Here is a 19,604-nt window from a genome sequence, read left to right on the forward strand (position 1 = left end):
AGTGGAATGGCGTGATGACGGCTCAATCTTTGTCAACTTTGATCATTCTATCAGGTTGACGGTGTTTTTGAAGTGACGCTTTCTGGAGAAAGTGTTGCATTTTGCACCACTATTAGTTCGCCACCTGCTTTAGTATGGACTTCTGTTGTTCGTTCATGTGCATGCTTTTTGAGGTGCGCAGGCAATGACAGCTCTACATCGAAAGTCTGCAATCTGGCGCCGCCACGCCAACGTGAAAGTGGTTGCATAATACTTCCTTGTGGGTTGTTGTCATGAATTGTGCATATCCCGTGAATATTGGAGGTCCAGTGATGGCGGGCCCTCAAGCCTGATATCAGGTCGTGGTAAAGACTTCTTCGTGTTGTTGCAGAGACGCTTTTGGCAGATCTGTCTTCAGTTGTGACAGGGGATAATGAAGTGCCTGGGCAGTGAGTACTGTTTTTTTGATGGCTATTGCATTGATCGGAAAGATTGCATACTTTGGAAACATGTTATTTAAGACTTCACCTCGCAGTTGACTCGGTCTATAATCGCCCTTGATCTGGTGTGGGCGCTTAACTGTCCCGAGTGTCCTGCACAAGTCTTTATGAAAACGCGCTGTTAAACATGTACGGCAGATGAATATCGCCGAGCCTCTTTCAGCATCGTGTTTTCGTGACTCAACTGTCTGTCCCGACATCCTGGAGATACTCATGTCCCTGTTGACTGATTTCATGCAGAAAGAGCAAGAGCTCAAGAAACTTCAAGAGCAGCTGGAAAGCCTGCGCAATGATGACCGTCTGAAGAACGAACTCGAATTCAAGGACAAGCTGGACGCGCTGATGGGCGAGTATGGCAAGTCCACTCGTGACGTCATCACCCTGCTGGACCCGAAAGCGTCCCAGGCGCCGGCTGCTGCTGCACCGGAAAGCAAGACCGGTGGCGTGCGTCGCAAGCGCAAGCTGAAGGTCTACAAGAACCCGCACACCGGTGAAGTCATCGAGACGCGTGGTGGCAACCACAAGCAGCTGAAAGAGTGGAAGGAAGAGCACGGTGCTGAAACCGTCGAATCCTGGCTCGAGCGCACTGAAAGCTGAGCACTGGCTTTATTGCCAGCTAGCTGACGCTGCCAGACATGAAAAAGCCCCGCGATTGCGGGGCTTTTTCATGTCTGGCGTTTGACTGACGCTAGACGACGGACTCCCTCTTTTGAGAAGGCCTTGAGCAGACCGATAGGGCGCTTTCCCGTGAGACTCGCTGTGAGATTACAGCGTCAGAAAGCGCCACTATCGGCAGCCGTCATGCATGAGGGCTACCTCGAGGGCTATCAGCTATCACGCTGATTGAGGTCCACCAGGCGACCGATGGCGAGAATCTTGCCCGTCGGTTTGCCGGTCGGCGAACCGCCTTCTGGCTCCAGCGTCATCTCCAGCAGCTGGCCCGGACTCATGCTGCCGATCTGCTCGGCGCTGAGTTCGATGCCGGCAATCGGGTCGACCAGCCCCAGTGAGCGCGGCCCTTCTTGCGGGTCGGTCAGGGTCCACAGTTCGATGGCGCGATCCGTCGGGCGCTCGATGGAGACCTTCGGTGTCAGCTGCAGGCCACCGCTGGGCGTGACATTGGCCACCCAGGTCGGCGTGCCCGGATCTTCCAGTGTCTGCAGGATAGCGACCATGCGTTGCGCGTCGCCGTCAGGTGTCTGGGTCGCCACCTCCGGTGACGTGCCTTCCAGCGGCGCGCTGGGAGAGAAGGGCCCCATCTGCATGACCAGCGCCAGGGCGAGACCTGCCCCCAGACCCAGTCCGAGGCCACCGCCGAGCCAGCGCAGCAGCCAGGGCGCCTTGGTTGAGGTGCTTGTCTGCTCTGCGTCATGGCGAGCGGCGTCATCGCGGGTGGCGGAGGACTGCTTGAGGCGCACCAGGCTGGCGTCGATGCGCTTCCATAGTGAGTCGGAAGCGGGCTCCGGCGGTAGGCGATCACTCACGCTCAGCCAATGTTGCTGCCAGCGCAGGGCCATGCGTGCGGCATTGTCATCGCGCTCGATCCAGGCGCGCACTTCGGCCTCGCGCTCAGGGTCCAGCAGCCCGAGGGCATGCTCACCCAGCAGCAGGTTCTGTTCTTCGGGAGATTCGGGAATCAGGGGGCTATTCATCGTGACAGGCACTCCTGCAGTAGCTTGAGACCGGCGCGGATGCGTCCCTTGATGGTGCCAAGCGGTGCGCTCAGCTTCTCGGCGATCTGTTCGTGTGTCAGTCCCTTGAAGAAGGCCAGCAGAATGGGTTCGCGACGCGGCACTTCCAGCTCACCCAGGCAGTCGCTCAACTGATGGGCCGTCTGGCTGTCATCGGCTGCGGTTTCCGGATTGGCGAGCAGATCGGCTAGCGTGTCGAGCGCATCACTGTCGCCGCGTGGCGTCCGCCCCTGGGCGCGCAGCTGATCCAGAGCGCGATAGCGCAGGATGGTAAACAGCCAGGCGCGACCATTGCCAAGTTCACGGCGGTACTGGCCCGCGTTGGACCACAGCTTGATGAAGGCGTCATGGACGGCATCTTCCGCCTGGTCGCGGCTGTTCAACAGGCGCATGGCGAGCGCCAGCATGCGACCCGATTCAAGATCATAGAGACTGCGGAACGCGGCCTCGTCTCCGCGTGCACAGGCTTCTATCGCACTGGCGTGGTCAAAGCTTTCCGCGTCTGGCGGACTGACTGACGGCTTCTGTGCTGGCATGGGGCGGCCGGCTCCTTTGGCAGGTGGTCCATTGATCAGCTGACGGTAAGTGCATCGCCGGGGAATGGCAAGTTGCATGATAGAGGCCTTTGTTCAGGAAAGAATCAACGCCCGTGACGGTCGGGATGGCGGTGCGTCAATTGCGGGGGATAGTCAGGTAACGCCCCGCTTCCCGCCTTGGATGTTCGCGGCCGGTTTTCAAACGTGTCTGGGCGTGGCGTCAGCCGGTCACCTCACATCCGATGGGAAAGCGCGGCGCGGCTACATTGCTGCTCGCGCGGTGAGTCCGCATAATGGCCGGCATGACAGCCTGGGAGGCGTGATGAAGCAGCAATTCAATACGATCGGCGTGATTGGCCGGCTGGGCAGTGCCCAGGTGGTGGATACGCTCAAGCGCTTGATTCGCTTTCTGGATTCCCGTGGCCTGGCCATGGTGATCGAGGAACGCACTGCCACGCTGCTGCTGGACCACGGTCTGCAGGTGGCCAGTCGCCGTCAGATGGGCGAGCAGTGTGATCTGGTGATCGTGGTCGGCGGCGATGGCAGCCTGCTGGGCGCCGCGCGCGCGTTGTGCCGCAGCGGCACGCCCGTGCTCGGGGTCAATCGTGGGCGACTCGGCTTTCTGACCGACATTCGCCCCGATGAGCTCGAGGAGAAGGTGGCCGAGGTGCTGGGCGGTGACTATCTCAGCGAGCAACGCTTCCTGCTCGAGGCCGAGGTTTACCGCGAAGGCGAGCGCATCGGGGCGGCCGATGGCCTCAATGATGTGGTGCTGCACCCCGGCAAGGCGGCGCGCATGATCGAATTCGAGCTGTTCATCGATGGCCAGTTCGTCTACTCCCAGCGCTCGGATGGCTTGATCGTCGCCACGCCGACCGGCTCGACCGCCTATGCGCTGTCCGGTGGCGGCCCCATCGTGCATCCGCGTCTCGAGGCGATCACCCTGGTGCCGATGTTCCCGCATACCCTTTCCAGCCGTCCGATCGTGATCGATGCGGCCAGCGAGATCATCCTGCATATCAGTGCCAGCAACTCGACCTATCCGCATATCAGCTGCGATGGCCAGACCCAGGTGGTGGCCAAGCCCGGGGATGTGCTCAAGATTCGGCGCAAGAGTGAGCGTCTGACGCTGATTCATCCGCTGGAGCACAACTATTTCGAGATCTGTCGCACCAAGCTCGGTTGGAGCAATCGCCTCGGCGAATGACCTCAAGGCTCACAGCATGCAAGCATTCGTGGCGCCACAGGATGGCTATGACCTTATCGGCGATGTACACGGCTGCGGCGCCACTCTGGCGACGTTGCTGGAGACGCTCGGCTATCACATCATTGATGGCGTCTATCGCCACCCGACCCGCAAGGTCATCTTTCTCGGCGATATCATCGATCGTGGCCCACGCATCCGCCTGGCGGTGCAGCTGGCCAGCAGCATGGTCAATGCCGGCGAAGCGCTGATCGTGATGGGCAATCACGAATACAATGCCCTGGCGTATTGTCGGCGCGCACGCCCGAGTGCAGGCGGCGAGCATCGTGATTTCCTGCGCTCGCATACCTCACGTCACAATCGCATCATCCGCGAGACGCTTGACCAATATCAGCATCATCCCGATGAGTGGGACGAGGCGCTGCGCTGGTTCATGCGCATGCCGCTGTGTCTGGAGCTGCCGCCGCTGGCCCCCGGCCAGAGCGGGCTGCGCGTGGTGCACGCCTGCTGGGACGAGCCACTGGTGCGTACCTTCCTGGAGCGCTACCCCGATGGCTGCATCGATGAAGACTTTCTGCATGAGTCCATCGAGCACGACAGCTTCGCCTATCGCGTGCTGGACCGCATGACGCGCGGCGCGAATCTGCGCTTGCCGGAAGGGGTCGAGATCCACTCCGGCGATGGTTTCACGCGCCGAAGCTTCCGCACGCACTTCTGGGCACGTGAGCCCCGCACCTACGGCGATGTGGTCTTCCAGCCCGACAACCTGCCTGGCGAGCTGGAATCGCGCTGGTTGAGTGAGCAGGAGCTGGCCAATCTGCCTTACTACGGGCCAGAGCAGCCACCGCTGTTTCTCGGGCACTACTGGTGCGAGGGTTTGCCGGCGCTGCCGGCCCCCAACATCGCCTGCCTGGATTACAGTGCGGTCAAGTTCGGGCGCTTGGTGGCATATCGCTTCAGTGGCGAAGCCACGCTGGATGCCGCCAACTTCGTCTGGGTACCGGTACCGCGTGAGCCCTCCCGACGCCCCGTGCCGGAAGAGCTGTCCCGCGACACCCTGTCGAACCAGTCTTTCGCCAACGGCGCCAGTCAATAGCACTGGCCATTGGCACTGCTCAATAGCACTGGTTCATGGGCACGCCCCAATAGCGCCAGTGATGCTGCTGGCGAATGACGATTGTTTTTTACAATCACATATCGGTGAACCAAAGCCCGATTGCGCACTCTGAGTAAGTGTTCCCTTGAATGATCCTTGCTCAGTCCGGTGCCCCCCACCGGGCTTTTTTTATGTCTGTCATAAAGCCAGACACCTGCGGCGCTGTGGTAGATTTTCGCAGGCTGGTCTGACTTCTCCTTGTTTATCAACGTGTACTGAGTCTGTTCAGTCGCGTGTCATCTCCAGAGGCATACATGTTCAAGGTTCTGACGCTGCCCGAATCCTTCGACAGCCGCCCCCTGCGCGAAGCCCTGTGGGCCGAGAAGATCGGTCACCAGATCACTCTGAGCCAGACTCGCCCGACAGAGGCTGCGTCTGGCGACGATGCCGAGAGCCACGAGGGCGGCCAGGAGCTGTGGCTGGCCGACCCCGAGCAGCTGCCGCGCGTCATCGCGATGCTCGAGCGCCAGTCACGCGGTGAACCGTTGCGGGACGCCTCTGCGGGCGCCGCTACGCGCGGCACCGCCCGTTCTCAGTCCCTCATCGCCCTGATGCGCCAGACACCGCTTACCTGGCTGGTCGGTCTGGCCTGCTGCGTCACCGTGCTGTTTCAGTATGCGCTGGGCCAGGCGGCGGTATTCGAGTGGCTGGCCATCGTGCCCTTCGAGCTTGTCGGCAGTCGGCACATCGCACCCGAGCCGCTGTCCGTAACGCTGGCGGGGGAGTGGTGGCGGCTCTGGTCGCCGTCGTTGATGCACTTCGGGGTACTGCACCTGGTATTTAACCTGCTGTGGCTGTGGCTGTGGGTGTTCGGGCGACAGATCGAGGCCATCGATGGCGGTTGGCGCTTCGCGCTGGTCGTGGTGCTGAGCGGCGTGGCGGCCAATCTGGCGCAATACGCCACCGGCAGCGTGCTGTTCGGTGGGCTGTCGGGGATCGACTTCGCCGTCATCGGCTATGTCTTCATCGCCGCCCGCCGCCGCCCCGCGCTGGGCTATCAGATGCAGCGCTCGCTGATGATCTTCATGCTGATCTATCTGGTGCTGTGCATGACGCCGCTCTCGAGTGCCATCGGCCTGGGCGCCATCGCCAACGAGGCGCATCTTGGTGGCCTGCTGACCGGTCTGCTGCTGGGCTGGCTGCTCCCCAGGCGCAGCGCAGGCTGAGCGTTGGCGATTCGGCCCCAGGGATGGCACTGCCGGAAATGACACTGCGCGAAACGACAATGCTAGAATGGCGGCCATCCCCAGTGACTCCGATGGTCCGCCTTCGGCAGTCGTGGACCCGTATCAGGAGAGTATGTGATGAGCAACATGTCCTTTGACGGCATGGTCGAGCAGATGACGCCGACCATCTACGAGAGCCTCAAGCAGTCCATGCAGCTGCGCAAATGGCCGGATGGCCGCGTGCTGACCCAGGAGCAGGTCGAGCTGTGCATGGAAGCCGTCATCAAGTACGAAGCGCACAACAACGTGCCGGCCGAGTCGCGTGTCGGCTTCATCGACAACGGCACCTGTGGGCCGCGTGATGACGACAGCACTGCAAGCGATGAGCCGGAGCAGATCAAGTGGGTCAACTGACGCTGGATGATGCCCTGAGTGCGGATGAAACCTCTGGTAAGGCTCAGGATGCGGCGCCCATCACGCTGAGTGGCAACCTTCACAAGATGTCCATCGTGCCCGCCGGTGAGGCGCTTGCGATCGATACCTCGTTTGATGCGCCGTCGGTCACGCGCGAGCCGCTGGCGGCCAACTATGGCCTGCGTCTGGGCGAGATCACCCAGCCGCTGAATGCCTATATCGGTCACAAGGTGCGATTGAGCTTCACCGGTCAGATCCACTGCAGCCATTGCGGTCGCAAGACCAAGAAGAGCTTCGCGCAGGGGCATTGCTATCCGTGCTTTCGCAAGCTGCCGCAGTGCGATGGCTGCATCATGAAGCCGGAGACCTGTCACTACGCCGAAGGCACCTGCCGTGATCCGCAGTGGGGCGAGGAGCATTGCTTCCAGCCGCATATCGTCTATCTGGCCAACTCCTCCGGACTCAAGGTCGGCATCACGCGCAAGACCCAGATGCCGACGCGCTGGTTCGATCAGGGTGCCATCCAGGCGCTGCCCATCGTCGAGGTGTCCAATCGCCTGCAGTCGGGGCTGGTCGAGGTGCTGTTCAAGCAGGCGCTGAACGACCGCACCAACTGGCGCGCGATGCTCAAGGGCGATGTGGCAGAGCTGGACCTGGAAGCCGAGCGGGATGCCTTGCTGGCCCAGATGTCAGAGGGCCTGGCGGCGCTGCAGGCGCATTGCGGCGAAGGCGCCATCCGGGTGCTCGACACCACGGCGCTGGCCTTCGAGTTTCCGGTGCGCACCGCGCCGACCAAGGTCACCTCGTTCAACTTCGACAAGACGCCAGTGGTGGAAGGCGTACTCGAAGGGCTCAAGGGCCAGTATCTGATTCTCGACAGCGGCGTGATCAATCTGCGCAAGTTCACCGGCTATGAGATCGAGGCCCAGCTCGGCGAGCAATGAGCCGCGGCTGAGCCATACCCAAGAGCTCAGCACCGCACACACGACAGCGCCCACGCTCCGTCACGGAGGGTGGGCGCTGTCGTTTCAGTGCTTATTGTTTCTTGTTTCTTGTTTCTCGCTTCTCGCTTCTCGCTACAGGCTTGCAGACTCGGGGCGTGTCAGCCCAGCACGGGCTGGCGGCGCGCCTGCATGCGCGCCAGAAATACCTGCATCACGCGCCGGTAGAGCTCGCGTCCCAGCACCACATCCTCGACGCCGGCATCCAGATTCGGATTGTCGTTGACCTCGATGACCACCACGCGGTCCTCCAGCTGTTTCAAGTCGACGCCATAGAGGCCGTCGCCGATCAGGCGGGTCGCCTTCAGGGCCGCCTTGATCACGGCCGCTGGCACCTCGCTCGGGTCGACCGTCGCGAAGCCGCCGGAGCGGGTACGCGCGCCGCTGTGGTCGTAGATCTGCCAATGGCCACGCGCCATGTAGTAACGGCTGGCGAACAGCAGCTTGCCGTCGAGCACGCCGATGCGCCAGTCGAACTCGGTCGGCAGCCACTCCTGCAACAGCAGCAGGGCGGAGTCATGGAACAGTCGCTCGGCTTCGCGCACCAGTGTCTCGGGGCCATCGATCTTGACGATGCCGCGGGAGAAGGCGCCATCCGGCACCTTCATCACCAGCGGGTAGCGCATGTGCTGACCGCGCTCGGCCAGCTGGCGCAGTTCGCCCCGATGGATCAGGCGTCCCTGTGGGGCACTCAGGCCGCGTGCCTTGAGAAGCTCATGCAGGAAGACCTTGTTGGTGCAGCGCAGGATCGACTGGCTGTCATCGATTACCACCAGCCCTTCATGCTCGGCACGCTTGGCCATGCGATAGGTGTGGTGATCCAGACTGGTCGTCTCGCGGATGAACAGGCCATCGAACTCGGCCAGACGGCCTTCATCGCGCCGGGTGATCAGGCTGACATCGATGCCCAGGCGTCGTCCTTCGCGGATGAAATGCTTGAGTGCGGTACGGTTGGACGGTGGCAGCGCCTCGTCCGGGTCGACCAGCATGGCGAGGTCGAAGCGGTAATGGCGGCGTGCCTTGGGCGTGCGCCACACCTTGCGCGAATGGCGATTGAGCGCCTGGGCGAAGCGGTCTTCATCCGCCGCTGCCAGGTGGCTCAGGGATTGCGGGCGCACCCGCTTGAGCACCCAATGTTCGCCACGGCCTTCAAGACGCACTTCCAGCAGCGGGCAGGGCAGGCGCTCGAACAGCTTGCGTGCGAGACGTGCAAGCGCCGGGTCTGCGCTCTCGCCGAAGGTCAGCAGCAGGTCGAGTCGTGGCGGCTTGCCAGCCCCATGCGTCACGCCTTGCGGGGCGGGCAGGGCGCCCTTGCGTGTCAGCTCCTCGAGCAGCACGCGGATGCCGCCCAGTTCCATGTCGATCAGCGACTTGCGTGACAGCTGATTGAGGGTCTCCACCGACGGCAACGCCTTCTGACCGCGCGCCTGGGCCAGCAGCGAGACGTAATAGCCGATGCCCAGGTAATCCAGTCCGCCACACAGATTGATGACGTGGGTGGCGGGCTGCGGCGCATCGTCGGCGCGCTGGGCTGGCGCATCGCTTGAGAGTTCGGAAAGAAAGTCATGGGCGCTGATGACATCATCACTGGGATAGAAGGCGCGCCAGTCAGAAACACGGTCAACCACGATACGCAGGCGGGACATTGCGAAGCCTCGCAAGGCGGGCACCGAAGCGGTGCCGAATGCGCGCATCATGAGAAACAATCCCCGTCATCGCAATAGGCTGGAAAGTGAAATAATTTCATGCAAAGAGACCAAGACAAGACGCGCCTGCATGCCCAGAATGCAGCGCATTGCTACCGCCCCGCGACACGCTGATCCTCGGACAGCGTCAGGGCGCTGACAGGCGGGAGAGCCTGCACCATGACCCCCATTCTGCGCCCGGCCATCCGGGCCGATCTCGACGCTCTGGTAGAGCTCGAGGAAGTCAGTTTCGACAGCGACTGGTTCAGTCGTCGTCAGCTGTCCCATCTGATTCTGCGTGCCCATGCCCGTACCCTGGTGATCATCCAGCCCGATGACGATGTCATCCCGTCCGCACCGGCGGTGGACGATGTGATGGCCGCGCTATGGCCGGCCGGTAGCGTCGAGCGCGATGACGCCACGCCGCTGCGCAGCGTGCTCGGCTATGGCACCGTGCTGTTTCGGCGCAACTCACGCCGGGCGCGACTCTATTCCTTCTGCCTGCACCCGGAATCGCGTGGCCGCGGCCTTGCCCAGCGCATGCTGACATCGCTTGAGCAGCTGGCCATCGCGCAGGGCTGTACGCAGTTCGATCTCGAGGTGCACACCGGCAATGGCGCGGCGATCGCGCTCTACGAGCGTCACGGCTTCGAGAAGTGTGGTCGCCTGCGCGATTACTATGCCGATGGGGCGGCCGCCTGGAAGATGCGCAAGGCACTGACGCTGGATTCGCCGGCGCCGGTGGCTGAGGAACTCGCGGCCGGTGAGGCCGGTGAAGCGCACCCGGGGTCGCCCTCGACGGTGAATGCCGGCGCCGCCTGAGCCAGGGGCATGGCGCGCGTGGCCCCCATGGGCTAGGATGCGCTGTTTATTCTTCATGGCTTCAAAGGAATCGCTCCCATGCCGTCATTCGATATTGTCTCCGAACTCGACAAGCACGAAGTTCAGAATGCCGTCGATCAGGCCAATCGCGAACTCGCGACGCGCTTTGATTTCAAGGGCGTGACTGCCAGCTTCGAACTCGAGAAGGAAGAGAACGTCAATCTGGAAGCCGACGCCGACTTCCAGTTGCGTCAGATGATCGAACTGCTCAAGGGCCGTCTGATCGCGCGCGGCATCGACGTGCGCTGCCTGGAAGAGAAGGACGCCGACACCGCTGGCGTGCGTGCCCGTCAGCAGCTGGTGCTGCGTCAGGGGCTGGACCAGCCGACCGCCAAGAAGATCGTCAAGGCGCTCAAGGATGCCAAGCTCAAGGTCCAGGCACAGATCCAGGGCGAGAAGGTCCGCGTCACCGGCAAGAAGCGTGACGACCTGCAGGGCGCCATGGCGCTGCTCAAGGGCGATGAGAGCCTCGAGCTGCCGCTGCAGTTCAACAATTTCCGCGATTGATCCAGCGCGCAAGTGACTGGCGATCGCCATTCTCAGCACCGTTCGCTATCGGCGTGCGGTGCTGTATTCGTTTGATTCGCTGATTTGCGGTGTCGTGAGAGTCACTGATTCGCTTGTTTGCGGGATCAACAGATTCGCTTTGAAAGCATCATGTCTCGTCGCTGGCGCTACGCTTGTCCAGCTCGGTGCTTCACTCGAGACGACCGGACGCGTCGCTTTCAAAGCGTCTCACCCTATTCGTACGTAATATCTGCGCCATGCGGGCCGCCTCGGCACCCGACAACGCGCAAAGAGAGGTTATATGTCTGCTCCGCTCGCTATCGGCCAGCGCAACACCCTGACGATCACCAAGCGGGTCGGCTTCGGCGTCTTCCTCGATGGTGGGGATCGCGGGGAAATCCTGCTGCCGACGCCCTTCATTCCGGCGGGTGCCGACATCGGTGACGAAGTCGAAGTCTTCGTCAGCCTGGATGATGAAGACCGCCTGTTGGCCACCACGCGCTATCCACGCGCCATGGTCGGCGAATTCGCCGCGCTCAAGGTGGTCGAGGTCAATGACATCGGCACCTTCCTCGACAATGGCCTGGGCAAGGACCTGCTGCTGCCCTACGGCGAGCGCAAGCGTGAGCTCAAGGCCGGCCAGTTCGCCATGGTGCACGTCGGTCTCGACAAGCACAGTGACCGCATGGTCGCCTCGATGCGTCTGGATCGCTGGCTCGACAAGACTCCGGCTACCTACGCGGTGGGCCAGGAAGTCTCCGGTCTCGTCGCTGCGCGCACCGACCTGGGCATGAAGATCATCATCGATAACGCCCATTGGGGCCTGGTGCACCACGACCGTATCTTCACGCGTCTTCGCATCGGCAATCGTCTGCGTCTGTGGGTGTTGAAGAATGACGGCAACGGCAATGTCGATCTCACGCCGCAGGCGCCGGGTCCGGCTGGCCATCAGCAGCTGGCGGACCGCATTCTGGCCGCGCTGGAAGCCAGTCAGGGCGTGCTGCCGCTGGGTGACAAGAGCGAACCGGAAGCCATCAGTGAAGCCTTCGGTGCCAGCAAGGCCAACTTCAAGCGCGCCATCGGTCACCTGAAGCGCGAAGGCAAGGTCACGCTGGCGCCCACCGAGACGCGTCTGGTCAAGTAAGTCACTGCTGTCAGCCTGTGCTGCCACTGCCACCCGCGGGAGACCGACGGGTGGCAGTTTGCGTTTCAGGCTGCCGCATGGCACCAATGACAGCGTATCATGGGGGTATCTTGTGCTGAGTTGCCCCCAATCGCTCCTTCACTTTCGACAAGGAATGTCTGCATGACTGTCTCTGCTTCTGCTGCCTCCTCCGCTTCTGCTGCCTCCGCTTCTGCTGGTTCGCCGCGTCTGTTGATTGCTCCTGACAGCTTCAAGGAAGCGCTGGCAGCCAGTGATGCCGCCGAAGCCATGGCGCGGGGTGTTCGCCGGGTACTGCCCGAGGCACAGATCGATCTCTGCCCGCTGGGGGATGGCGGTGAGGGCACGCTGGCGGCATTGTTGGCGGCGGCCAGTGAAGCAGACCCCATCGAGGCGCGCAGCGCTCAGGTGCGTGATCCGCTCGGGCGTGAAGTCACCGCCCAGTGGGGCTGGCAGCCGGGTAGCCGCACGGCCATCGTCGAGCTGGCCGAAGCCAGTGGTCTGCATCTGGTCAGCCCTGATGAGCGCGACGCGCGTGTCGCCGACACGCATGGCGTGGGTGAGCTGATCCTGGCGGCGCTGGACGCCGGTGCCGAGCGACTGATCGTCACGCTGGGCGGCAGTGCCACCAACGATGGCGGCAGCGGCATGCTGCGCGCGCTCGGGCTGCGTCTGCTCGACGCTGACGGCAATGAGCTGCCCGCAGGTGGCGCGGCCCTCGCGCGTTTAGCGAGCCTGGACGTCACTGCGCTGGACCCACGCCTGGCCAACCTCAAGGTGTCTGCCGCGGTCGATGTCGACAACCCCCTGTGTGGCGCGCGTGGCGCGAGCGCCGTGTTCGGCCCGCAGAAGGGCGCCGATGCTGCGGTGGTCGAGGAACTGGATGCGGCACTGGGCCACTTCGCGCGCCTGAGCGCTGAAGTGCTGGGCACAGACCAGCAGCAGTTGGCCGGTGCAGGGGCCGCAGGCGGCATGGGCTACGCGGTGGCGGCCTGGTTGAACGGCGAATTGCGCCCGGGCATCGAGCTGGTGATGGAGCGCCTCAATGTGAGCGAACGTCTGGCGGGCTGTGATCTGCTGATCACTGGGGAAGGCGGTCTGGATGGCCAGAGCCTGGGCGGCAAGACCCCCATCGGTGCGGCGCGTGCCGCGCGAGCCGCTGGGGTGCCCGCCATCGTGTTGGCCGGACGACTGGCCGAGGGCTGGCAAGCCGCCCATGATGAGGGGGTCAGTGCCGTCTTCACGCTGTGTGACAGCGCCATGCCGCTTGAGCAGGCGCTGGCGCGCACCTCGGAGCTGCTGGCTGACCGCTGCGAGGCTATCATGCGTCTCTGGCAGTTGGCGCAGCGCGGCTGATCGCAGCCCGGCTGATCGCAGCCCGGCTGACTGCAGCTAACCCACGCCCAGCTCGACGGATTGCGGCATTGAATCCGGCCGCAGACAGCGGCCCACGGCCCCCATGGCGGGGGGGCGTGGCCTTTCGCGATATCGGCAAGCCCGTTACCATGCACGCAGTTGCTATCAGGCGGATAGTCAGAAAGTACTTTTCCCATGAACGACTTGGCGTTTGACTGATAGCAGGAAGCACACGGTGTGTGACCGCAGGTGGTGAGGAACCGACATGATGATCTTTCGGCGCATGAAGCGTATCTGCTGGCTTGGCCTGGCCTGGTTGTTCTTCGGCATCGGCTTCGCTGGCATGTTTCTGCCGCTGCTGCCCACCACCGTCTTCATGCTGCTGGCGCTGGCCTGTGCCAGCCGAGGCTCACCGCGCTTTGCACGCTATATCCGGGAACATCCCCAGATCGGGCCGACGCTGGTGGCCTGGGAGCGCGAACGCGCCATTCCGCTGCGCGCGCGCATCATGGCAGTCAGCATGCTGGCCGTCTCGATGCTGATCATCCTGTTCACCGTCTCAGTGCTGGCCGTCAAGGTCTCGCTGCTGGTCTTCCTGTCGCTGCTGGCACTTTGGCTGGCCACACGCCCGGAGCCCAAGGGCGAGGGGGCGAACCTTGCCGTCAGTGGCGAATCCCTTCCGCGCGAATGAGCGCTTCATCGCGGGCAGGTGAGGTGTCTGCTCCCTCGCTGTCCGCTGTCTTCCTGCCGTGAGGAGTCACCTCCCGCGGCGCTGATTGCGGAGTCTTTGATGTCACAACCTGCAGCGATTCATCTTGCCGATTATCAGGCACCCGCCTGGCGTGTGCTGGACACCCGCCTGACGTTTGATCTGGCACCGTCCGCGACCCGTGTGACGACCGTGCTGACCCTCGAGGCCAATCCCGATGCCGCCGTGGGCAGTGATGCCACGCCGCCGCTGGTGCTCAATGGCGAGCATCTGACGCTTGAGTCCGTGCGTGTCGATGGGCGAGCGCTGGCCAGTGATGAATACAAGCTCGACGAGACTCACCTGACGCTGGCCGGCCTGCCGGCCAACTGTGAGCTCGAGACGGTGGTGGTGACCGACCCGGCCGCGAATACCGCGCTGGAAGGCCTCTACGTGTCCTCGGGCATGTTCTGCACCCAGTGTGAGGCCGAAGGCTTCCGTCGCATCACCTACTACCCGGACCGCCCGGACGTGATGTCGGTGTTCACCACCACCATCATCGCCGACAAGGACAGCTACCCGATCCTGCTCTCCAACGGCAACCCCATCGAGCGTGGCGAGCGCGAGGGCGGTCGTCACTTCGTCACCTGGCAGGACCCGCATCCCAAGCCGTGCTATCTGTTCGCGCTGGTGGCGGGAGACCTGGTCAAGCATGACGACAGCTTCACCACCATGAGTGGCCGTGACGTCGCTCTGGAAATCTGGGTCGAGCCGGAAAATCTCGACAAGACTCAGCACGCCATGAACTCCCTCAAGGCCTCCATGAAGTGGGACGAGGAAGTCTACGGTCGCGAATATGACCTCGACATCTTCATGATCGTCGCGGTCAACGACTTCAACATGGGCGCGATGGAGAACAAGGGCCTCAACATCTTCAACAGCGCCTGCGTGCTGGCCAACCCCGATACCACCACCGACGCCGCCTTCCAGCGCGTCGAAGGGGTGGTCGCGCATGAGTACTTCCACAACTGGTCGGGCAACCGCGTCACCTGCCGTGACTGGTTCCAGCTGTCCCTGAAGGAAGGCTTCACCGTCTATCGCGACCAGACCTTCTCCGCCGACATGAACTCGGCGCCGGTCAAGCGTATCGAAGACGTCGCCATGCTGCGTACCGCGCAGTTCGCCGAAGATGCCGGCCCCACCGCACACCCGGTGCGCCCGGCGTCCTATATCGAGATTTCCAACTTCTACACCCTGACCATCTACGAGAAGGGTTCCGAAGTGGTGCGCATGGTCGCCAATCTGCTCGGGGAAGAGGCCTTCCGCCGTGGCAGTGACCTCTACTTCGCGCGCAACGATGGCAGCGCCGCCACCATCGAGGACTTCATCAGCGCGATGAGCGAAGCCTCCGGCCGCGACTTCAGCCAGTTCATGCGTTGGTACTCCCAGGCCGGAACGCCGAACATCGCCGCCAGTGGCACCTTCGATGCCCAGGCAGGCACCTATTCCCTCACGCTGCGTCAGTCCACGCCGCCTTCACCGGGGCAGGCGGAGAAGCTGCCGCTGGTGATTCCGGTGCGCATGGGGCTGGTCGGCGCCGATGGCAGCGATCTGACGCTGACCCTCGACGGCGAAGCGCTGGGCACGGAAACCGTGCTGGAGCTGACCGAAGCCGAGCAGACCTTCGTCTTCACCGGCCTTGCCGGCGATGCCGAGCCGGTGCCGTCGCTGCTGCGTGGCTTCTCCGCGCCGGTCAAGCTGGCCTTTGACTACAGCCGTGAGCAGCTGGCCTTCCTGATGCAGCACGACAGTGATGGCTTCAACCGCTGGGATGCCGGTCAGCGTCTGGCCATGGCAGCGCTTGAAGACCTGATGGCGGCCTGGCAGCGTGGCGAGCAGGAGGCCCAGCTGGATGAGCGCCTGCTGGCCGCCTATCGCTACCTCCTCCAGAGCGAGGCTTCCGACCGTGCGGTGCTGGCCGAGATGCTGACGCTGCCCTCGGAGGCCTATATCGCCGAGCAGCAGAGTGTCGTCGACGTCGATGCCATCCACTGGGCGCGCAAGACCGCCAAGGCGCAGCTGGCCAGCGCGCTGCGCGACGACTTCGTGGCGCTCTATCACGCCAATGCGCAGCAGGGTGACTACGCGCCGACCTTCGAGCAGATGGCGCGTCGCAGCCTCAAGAATGCCGCGCTCAGCTATCTGATGAGCATCGAGGACGAGGAGGGCGTGCGTCTGGCCCAGGCTCAGCTGACGGCGGCCCACAACATGACCGACGTGCGTGCCGCGCTGACGATGCTGGTGCACTCCTCACGCACCGATCTGGGTGACCCGGCGCTCAAGTCCTTCGCCGAGCGCTGGTCGCATGATCCGCTGGTGATGGACCAGTGGTTCTCGATCCAGGTCACGCGTCCGCAGGCCGATGTGCTGGACCGCGTGCGCTTCCTGATGGAGCACCCGGCCTTCTCGTTGACCAACCCCAACAAGGTGCGTGCCTTGATCGGCGCCTTCGCCGGCCAGAACCGCGTCAACTTCCACCGTCTCGACGGCGAAGGCTATCGTCTGCTGGCGGATGTGGTCATCGAGCTCAATCGTCTGAATCCGGAAATCGCGGCGCGTATCATCACGCCGCTGACGCGCTACAAGCGTTTCGATGCCAAGCGTCAGGACTTGATGAAGGCAGAGCTTGAGCGTATCCGTGGCGAGAAACTCTCGAACAACCTGTATGAAGTCGTGGAGAAAGCACTGGCCTGATCCTCTGAGCTGACCCTTGAAGACAGACGGCAGTCATCGCGCGATACGATGACTGCTGCTGACATGAAAAAGCCCCTGCCATTCGGCAGGGGCTTTTTCATGTCACGAGCCTGGCGCAAGTCCCGTCAGGGCATCGCTTTCAAGACCATCGAGTATACGATCATTGCGTACACGGTCATCGCTTTCAGGGTCATCGCGCGTCAGGCAATCATCCAGCCCAGGAAGGTCAGCCCGATGAAGGTCATCAATAGCCCGCCGATGATGGAGCCTCTCAACAGTGACGTGATGCCCTTGAAGAGCAGGTAAAGTCCCAGAATCAATCCCAGCAGGCTGAACAGCGAAGTGCTGAGCCCTAGCTCACCAGTGAGGCCATTGAAGAATCCCGATAGGGCATCATCGAAGTTGGCGAAGAAACCGCCCAGACCTTCGACGATGAAGCGAATGGCGGCACCCAGTTGCGTGCCGATCCAGTTGAAGAAGTCTTCCATAACGCATGATGTCCAGACAGAAAAGAGGCCCCAGTGTGCCATGAAAGACGCGGATGCGCTGTCATCCGAGCTGATACTTGGCGGTGAATGCCTCGATCGCCATCGGCTTGTCCATCAGATAGCCCTGCAGGGCATCACAGCCCATCTCCAGCAGCAGTTCGCGCTGCCTGGGGGTCTCGACGCCTTCCGCCACCACGCACATGCCCAGCTCACGCCCCAGCTGCACCATGAAGTTCACCATGCGGCGATTCATCTCGTCGTTCTCGAGATCATTGACGAAGCTGCGGTCGACCTTGAGCTCATCGAAGGGCAGGTGCTTGATGTAGGTCAGTGAGGAGAAGCCGGTGCCGAAATCATCCAGTGACAGGCGCAGGCCCAGCGAGCGCAGTTCGTGCATGCGTGCGACCGTGGCGGGCATGTCGGTGGCGAAGACGTTTTCGGTCAGCTCCAGCTGCAGATATTGCGGGTCAAGCGTGTGCTGGCTGAGTGCCTTGGCGACATTGCCGACGTAGTGAGTGGAGTCCAGCTGCTTGACGCTGACATTGACCGACAGATAGATCCTGGCGAAGCCGGTGCCTTTCTGCCAGTCCTCCAGCAGCTTGCAGGCCTGCTCCAGCACCCAGTCGCCGAGGCTGTCGATCAGCTGGCTCTTCTCGGCCAGCGGTATGAACTCATAGGGCGAGATATTGCCGAGCTTGGCGTGTCGCCAGCGCAACAGGCACTCGGCGCCGACCAGCTTGAGTCCCCGATCGAATTGCGGCTGCAGTTCCACGTAGAGCTCTTCATTCTCGATGGCGCGGCGCAGATCATTTTCCAGCTGCACAGCGCGCTCAAGCTCCACGCGCATGCTGGGATCAAAGCGGACGGTCTGATTGCGCCCGGCCTCCTTGGCGCGATACATCGCGATATCCGCGCGCCGGATGAGCTCCTCCGCACTCAGATGGCGATCATGGAACATGATGCTGCCCAGGCTCGCCGAGCTGTGATGTTGCAGCGGCTGCGCCTGTGGGCCCAAGAGCGAATACGGCTGGTTGAGCGCCTGCTGCAGGTGCTCCATCAGCTCATCCAGTTCGCGACAGGCAGTCTGTGGATCATGGCTCAAGGGCTGTACCAGGATGACGAACTCGTCCCCGCCGAAGCGCGCCACCAGGTCGCTGTCACGCACCGTGGAGCTCAGGCGGTGGGCCACCTCGATCAACAGATGGTCGCCGGTGGTATGCCCCAGCAGGTCGTTGATCTTCTTGAAGTGGTCCAGATCGATGAAGATGAGCGCGCCGTGGGTGTCACGGGCGTCGGTGATGATGATCGCCTGCTGCAGGCTGTCGATCAGGGTGGCACGGTTGGCCAGCTTGGTCAGCGAGTCGAAGCGACTGTGCTGGTGCAGCAGGGCCTCTGATTCGACGATACGCGTGATATCGGTGATCGAGCCGATCATGCGTAGCGGATTGCCTTCGCTGTCACGCTCGATGACATCGCCCTTGTCGATCACCCAGACGACGTCGCCACCGCGGGTCAGCATGCGGTGGCGGTGATAGTAGGCTGTCTTGCCCGCCATGCAGTCCTGGATGGCGATCATCGCCTCGGGCTTGTCCTCGGGGTGCAGCAGGCTTGCGAATTCTTCCAGGCTGTTGCTGAGCTCGCTCTCCGGGATGCCCAGAATCTGTGACCAGCGGCGATTGTGAGTCACGGAGCTGGTCAGGATGTTCCAGTCCCAGAAGCCTTCCAGCGAGGTGTCATAGATGTGGTCGATCTGGCGGGTCTTGCGCTCATGCTCACGGACTTCGGTGGTGATGTTGTGCGCCAGAACGGCGACCAGCGGCTGACCGTGAATGTCATGGAAGGGCTGCTTGATGGAGCGGAAGTGGTTGACCTCGCCGGTGGTGCCGTCGGTGGCATCCTCGAAGACCGTCTCGCGCTCGAACCTGCTGAGCACCTGCTCCACGCTGCGCCTGAAGAAGTGGCTCTGCTCGGTATTGCCGGTGTAATGACTGTCATCACGTCCGACGATGTCCTCGCGTGAAGTGCCATAGAAGTCGGTCAGGGTGCGGTTGGCGTAGCGAAACAGCCCCTTGGCATCCTTGATGAACATGATGTCGGGGTGGGTGTCGACCAAGGTGCGTAAAAGGTGGTTCTCGGCTTCCAGTGCCTCGAGACGTGACGACATCTCCTGCAGGCGCGAGTGCAGGCAGCTGTTGTCATCAGGCTGGCGGGAATCGTCGGAGCCTTCTGGGCGCGGAGAGCGGCGATCCCCGGCATCGGAAGGTGCGGTCATGGCAGGTTCCTGAGGCGACGGTCTGTGCTCTCAGTCTACGTTGCCGCTTGGTTGAATAGGCGGGGAGGCGGGGTTCATGCTCAATCAACGATCACGCATGCAGCCCACGCCTGCAGGCCACGCAGGATCGGGGCCTTTGCCAAGTACCTGGTGATCAAGTTTC

18 protein-coding genes are annotated in these 19,604 nt (G+C 62.5%); 12 read left to right on the plus strand and 6 right to left on the minus strand.

Features of this window, described 5'->3' with window-relative positions:
• Positions 1 to 50 precede the first annotated feature (50 nt).
• Entirely contained in the window at positions 51 to 248 is a 198-nt protein-coding gene (locus tag ACJJV2_RS05195; protein WP_405278731.1) for a hypothetical protein, read from the minus strand.
• Positions 249 to 692: 444 nt separating this feature from the next.
• Between ACJJV2_RS05195 and ACJJV2_RS05200 the strand changes: the two genes are divergently transcribed.
• Positions 693 to 1,076 carry a histone-like nucleoid-structuring protein, MvaT/MvaU family gene (locus ACJJV2_RS05200; protein ID WP_043336770.1) on the plus strand — a complete coding sequence of 128 codons (384 nt, stop codon included), beginning with the start codon at positions 693 to 695 and terminating at the stop codon, positions 1,074 to 1,076.
• 230 nt (positions 1,077 to 1,306) lie between these two features.
• On the opposite strand, the gene ACJJV2_RS05205 is transcribed toward ACJJV2_RS05200, so the two are convergent.
• Together ACJJV2_RS05205 and ACJJV2_RS05210 are read right to left on the minus strand one after the other, a co-directional pair.
• Positions 1,307 to 2,131 (minus strand): anti-sigma factor domain-containing protein, encoded by an 825-nt coding sequence (locus tag ACJJV2_RS05205; RefSeq protein ID WP_405278733.1) that lies wholly within the window; start codon positions 2,129 to 2,131, stop codon positions 1,307 to 1,309.
• The gene (locus ACJJV2_RS05210) at positions 2,128 to 2,706 is read right to left on the minus strand and encodes a sigma-70 family RNA polymerase sigma factor (protein ID WP_043334088.1); all 579 of its coding nucleotides are present in this window, start codon (positions 2,704 to 2,706) and stop codon (positions 2,128 to 2,130) included. The genes ACJJV2_RS05205 and ACJJV2_RS05210 overlap by 4 nt, the downstream gene beginning before the upstream one ends.
• A 322-nt stretch (positions 2,707 to 3,028) precedes the next feature.
• Here ACJJV2_RS05210 and ACJJV2_RS05215 point away from each other — a divergent pair, with 322 nt between their 5' ends.
• The 5 genes from ACJJV2_RS05215 (at position 3,029) to ACJJV2_RS05235 (ending at position 7,590) form a co-directional block, all read left to right on the plus strand.
• Positions 3,029 to 3,913 (plus strand): NAD(+) kinase, encoded by an 885-nt coding sequence (locus ACJJV2_RS05215; RefSeq protein WP_043334090.1) that lies wholly within the window; start codon positions 3,029 to 3,031, stop codon positions 3,911 to 3,913.
• A 16-nt stretch (positions 3,914 to 3,929) separates the two neighbouring features.
• A complete protein-coding gene (locus ACJJV2_RS05220) occupies positions 3,930 to 5,006 on the plus strand; it encodes a metallophosphoesterase (protein ID WP_405278736.1) in 1,077 nt (358 codons plus the stop codon).
• Positions 5,007 to 5,320: 314 nt separating this feature from the next.
• Positions 5,321 to 6,232: a rhomboid family intramembrane serine protease gene (locus ACJJV2_RS05225; RefSeq protein WP_405278738.1), complete on the plus strand. Its 912-nt coding sequence runs from the start codon at positions 5,321 to 5,323 to the stop codon at positions 6,230 to 6,232.
• A 138-nt stretch (positions 6,233 to 6,370) separates the two neighbouring features.
• Positions 6,371 to 6,646 carry a YeaC family protein gene (locus tag ACJJV2_RS05230; RefSeq protein ID WP_131432440.1) on the plus strand — a complete coding sequence of 92 codons (276 nt, stop codon included), beginning with the start codon at positions 6,371 to 6,373 and terminating at the stop codon, positions 6,644 to 6,646.
• Positions 6,634 to 7,590 carry a DUF2797 domain-containing protein gene (locus ACJJV2_RS05235; RefSeq protein ID WP_242007667.1) on the plus strand — a complete coding sequence of 319 codons (957 nt, stop codon included), beginning with the start codon at positions 6,634 to 6,636 and terminating at the stop codon, positions 7,588 to 7,590. The genes ACJJV2_RS05230 and ACJJV2_RS05235 overlap by 13 nt, the downstream gene beginning before the upstream one ends.
• A 158-nt stretch (positions 7,591 to 7,748) precedes the next feature.
• Here the strand turns inward: ACJJV2_RS05235 and ACJJV2_RS05240 are convergent, their stop codons facing one another.
• Positions 7,749 to 9,344 (minus strand): RimK family protein, encoded by a 1,596-nt coding sequence (locus ACJJV2_RS05240; RefSeq protein ID WP_405278741.1) that lies wholly within the window; start codon positions 9,342 to 9,344, stop codon positions 7,749 to 7,751.
• Positions 9,345 to 9,512: 168 nt separating this feature from the next.
• Between ACJJV2_RS05240 and ACJJV2_RS05245 the strand changes: the two genes are divergently transcribed.
• The 6 genes from ACJJV2_RS05245 to pepN all read left to right on the plus strand — a co-directional run bounded on the left by ACJJV2_RS05245 (position 9,513) and on the right by pepN (position 16,681).
• The gene (locus ACJJV2_RS05245) at positions 9,513 to 10,154 is read left to right on the plus strand and encodes a GNAT family N-acetyltransferase (RefSeq protein WP_405278743.1); all 642 of its coding nucleotides are present in this window, start codon (positions 9,513 to 9,515) and stop codon (positions 10,152 to 10,154) included.
• A 78-nt stretch (positions 10,155 to 10,232) separates the two neighbouring features.
• Positions 10,233 to 10,721 (plus strand): YajQ family cyclic di-GMP-binding protein, encoded by a 489-nt coding sequence (locus ACJJV2_RS05250; protein WP_054556286.1) that lies wholly within the window; start codon positions 10,233 to 10,235, stop codon positions 10,719 to 10,721.
• A gap of 301 nt (positions 10,722 to 11,022) precedes the next feature.
• Positions 11,023 to 11,865: a S1 RNA-binding domain-containing protein gene (locus ACJJV2_RS05255; protein ID WP_175089419.1), complete on the plus strand. Its 843-nt coding sequence runs from the start codon at positions 11,023 to 11,025 to the stop codon at positions 11,863 to 11,865.
• Positions 11,866 to 12,027: 162 nt separating this feature from the next.
• Positions 12,028 to 13,239, plus strand: coding sequence for a glycerate kinase (locus tag ACJJV2_RS05260; protein WP_404325069.1), 1,212 nt, complete (start codon positions 12,028 to 12,030; stop codon positions 13,237 to 13,239).
• A 265-nt stretch (positions 13,240 to 13,504) separates the two neighbouring features.
• On the plus strand, positions 13,505 to 13,930 hold the full coding sequence (locus tag ACJJV2_RS05265) for a YbaN family protein (protein ID WP_225996323.1): 426 nt from the start codon (positions 13,505 to 13,507) through the stop codon (positions 13,928 to 13,930).
• 99 nt (positions 13,931 to 14,029) lie between these two features.
• Positions 14,030 to 16,681 carry an aminopeptidase N gene (pepN, locus tag ACJJV2_RS05270; protein WP_405278746.1) on the plus strand — a complete coding sequence of 884 codons (2,652 nt, stop codon included), beginning with the start codon at positions 14,030 to 14,032 and terminating at the stop codon, positions 16,679 to 16,681.
• 200 nt (positions 16,682 to 16,881) lie between these two features.
• On the opposite strand, the gene ACJJV2_RS05275 is transcribed toward pepN, so the two are convergent.
• Together ACJJV2_RS05275 and ACJJV2_RS05280 are read right to left on the minus strand one after the other, a co-directional pair.
• Complete coding sequence (locus ACJJV2_RS05275) at positions 16,882 to 17,169, minus strand: hypothetical protein (RefSeq protein ID WP_043334097.1); 288 nt, start codon at positions 17,167 to 17,169, stop codon at positions 16,882 to 16,884.
• A gap of 61 nt (positions 17,170 to 17,230) precedes the next feature.
• Positions 17,231 to 19,441, minus strand: coding sequence for an EAL domain-containing protein (locus ACJJV2_RS05280; RefSeq protein WP_405278748.1), 2,211 nt, complete (start codon positions 19,439 to 19,441; stop codon positions 17,231 to 17,233).
• Positions 19,442 to 19,604: the final 163 nt, after the last annotated feature.

Origin of the sequence: Cobetia sp. Ld8 (assembly GCF_045066615.1) — a bacterium.
GTDB lineage: Bacteria > Pseudomonadota > Gammaproteobacteria > Pseudomonadales > Halomonadaceae > Cobetia > Cobetia amphilecti.

What these genes read in the sequence shown, in the direction of transcription:
- ACJJV2_RS05220 (WP_405278736.1), top strand. Translation starts at nt 3,930, where the DNA reads ATGCAAGCATTCGTGGCGCCACAGGATGGCTATGACCTTATCGGCGAT.
- ACJJV2_RS05245 (WP_405278743.1), top strand. Translation starts at nt 9,513, where the DNA reads ATGACCCCCATTCTGCGCCCGGCCATCCGGGCCGATCTCGACGCTCTG.
- ACJJV2_RS05230 (WP_131432440.1), top strand. Translation starts at nt 6,371, where the DNA reads ATGAGCAACATGTCCTTTGACGGCATGGTCGAGCAGATGACGCCGACC.
- ACJJV2_RS05210 (WP_043334088.1), bottom strand. Translation starts at nt 2,706, where the DNA reads ATGCCAGCACAGAAGCCGTCAGTCAGTCCGCCAGACGCGGAAAGCTTT.
- ACJJV2_RS05280 (WP_405278748.1), bottom strand. Translation starts at nt 19,441, where the DNA reads ATGACCGCACCTTCCGATGCCGGGGATCGCCGCTCTCCGCGCCCAGAA.
- ACJJV2_RS05260 (WP_404325069.1), top strand. Translation starts at nt 12,028, where the DNA reads ATGACTGTCTCTGCTTCTGCTGCCTCCTCCGCTTCTGCTGCCTCCGCT.
- ACJJV2_RS05250 (WP_054556286.1), top strand. Translation starts at nt 10,233, where the DNA reads ATGCCGTCATTCGATATTGTCTCCGAACTCGACAAGCACGAAGTTCAG.
- ACJJV2_RS05240 (WP_405278741.1), bottom strand. Translation starts at nt 9,344, where the DNA reads ATGATGCGCGCATTCGGCACCGCTTCGGTGCCCGCCTTGCGAGGCTTC.
- ACJJV2_RS05205 (WP_405278733.1), bottom strand. Translation starts at nt 2,131, where the DNA reads ATGAATAGCCCCCTGATTCCCGAATCTCCCGAAGAACAGAACCTGCTG.
- ACJJV2_RS05275 (WP_043334097.1), bottom strand. Translation starts at nt 17,169, where the DNA reads ATGGAAGACTTCTTCAACTGGATCGGCACGCAACTGGGTGCCGCCATT.
- ACJJV2_RS05200 (WP_043336770.1), top strand. Translation starts at nt 693, where the DNA reads ATGTCCCTGTTGACTGATTTCATGCAGAAAGAGCAAGAGCTCAAGAAA.
- pepN (WP_405278746.1), top strand. Translation starts at nt 14,030, where the DNA reads ATGTCACAACCTGCAGCGATTCATCTTGCCGATTATCAGGCACCCGCC.
- ACJJV2_RS05225 (WP_405278738.1), top strand. Translation starts at nt 5,321, where the DNA reads ATGTTCAAGGTTCTGACGCTGCCCGAATCCTTCGACAGCCGCCCCCTG.
- ACJJV2_RS05255 (WP_175089419.1), top strand. Translation starts at nt 11,023, where the DNA reads ATGTCTGCTCCGCTCGCTATCGGCCAGCGCAACACCCTGACGATCACC.
- ACJJV2_RS05195 (WP_405278731.1), bottom strand. Translation starts at nt 248, where the DNA reads ATGCAACCACTTTCACGTTGGCGTGGCGGCGCCAGATTGCAGACTTTC.
- ACJJV2_RS05265 (WP_225996323.1), top strand. Translation starts at nt 13,505, where the DNA reads ATGATGATCTTTCGGCGCATGAAGCGTATCTGCTGGCTTGGCCTGGCC.
- ACJJV2_RS05215 (WP_043334090.1), top strand. Translation starts at nt 3,029, where the DNA reads ATGAAGCAGCAATTCAATACGATCGGCGTGATTGGCCGGCTGGGCAGT.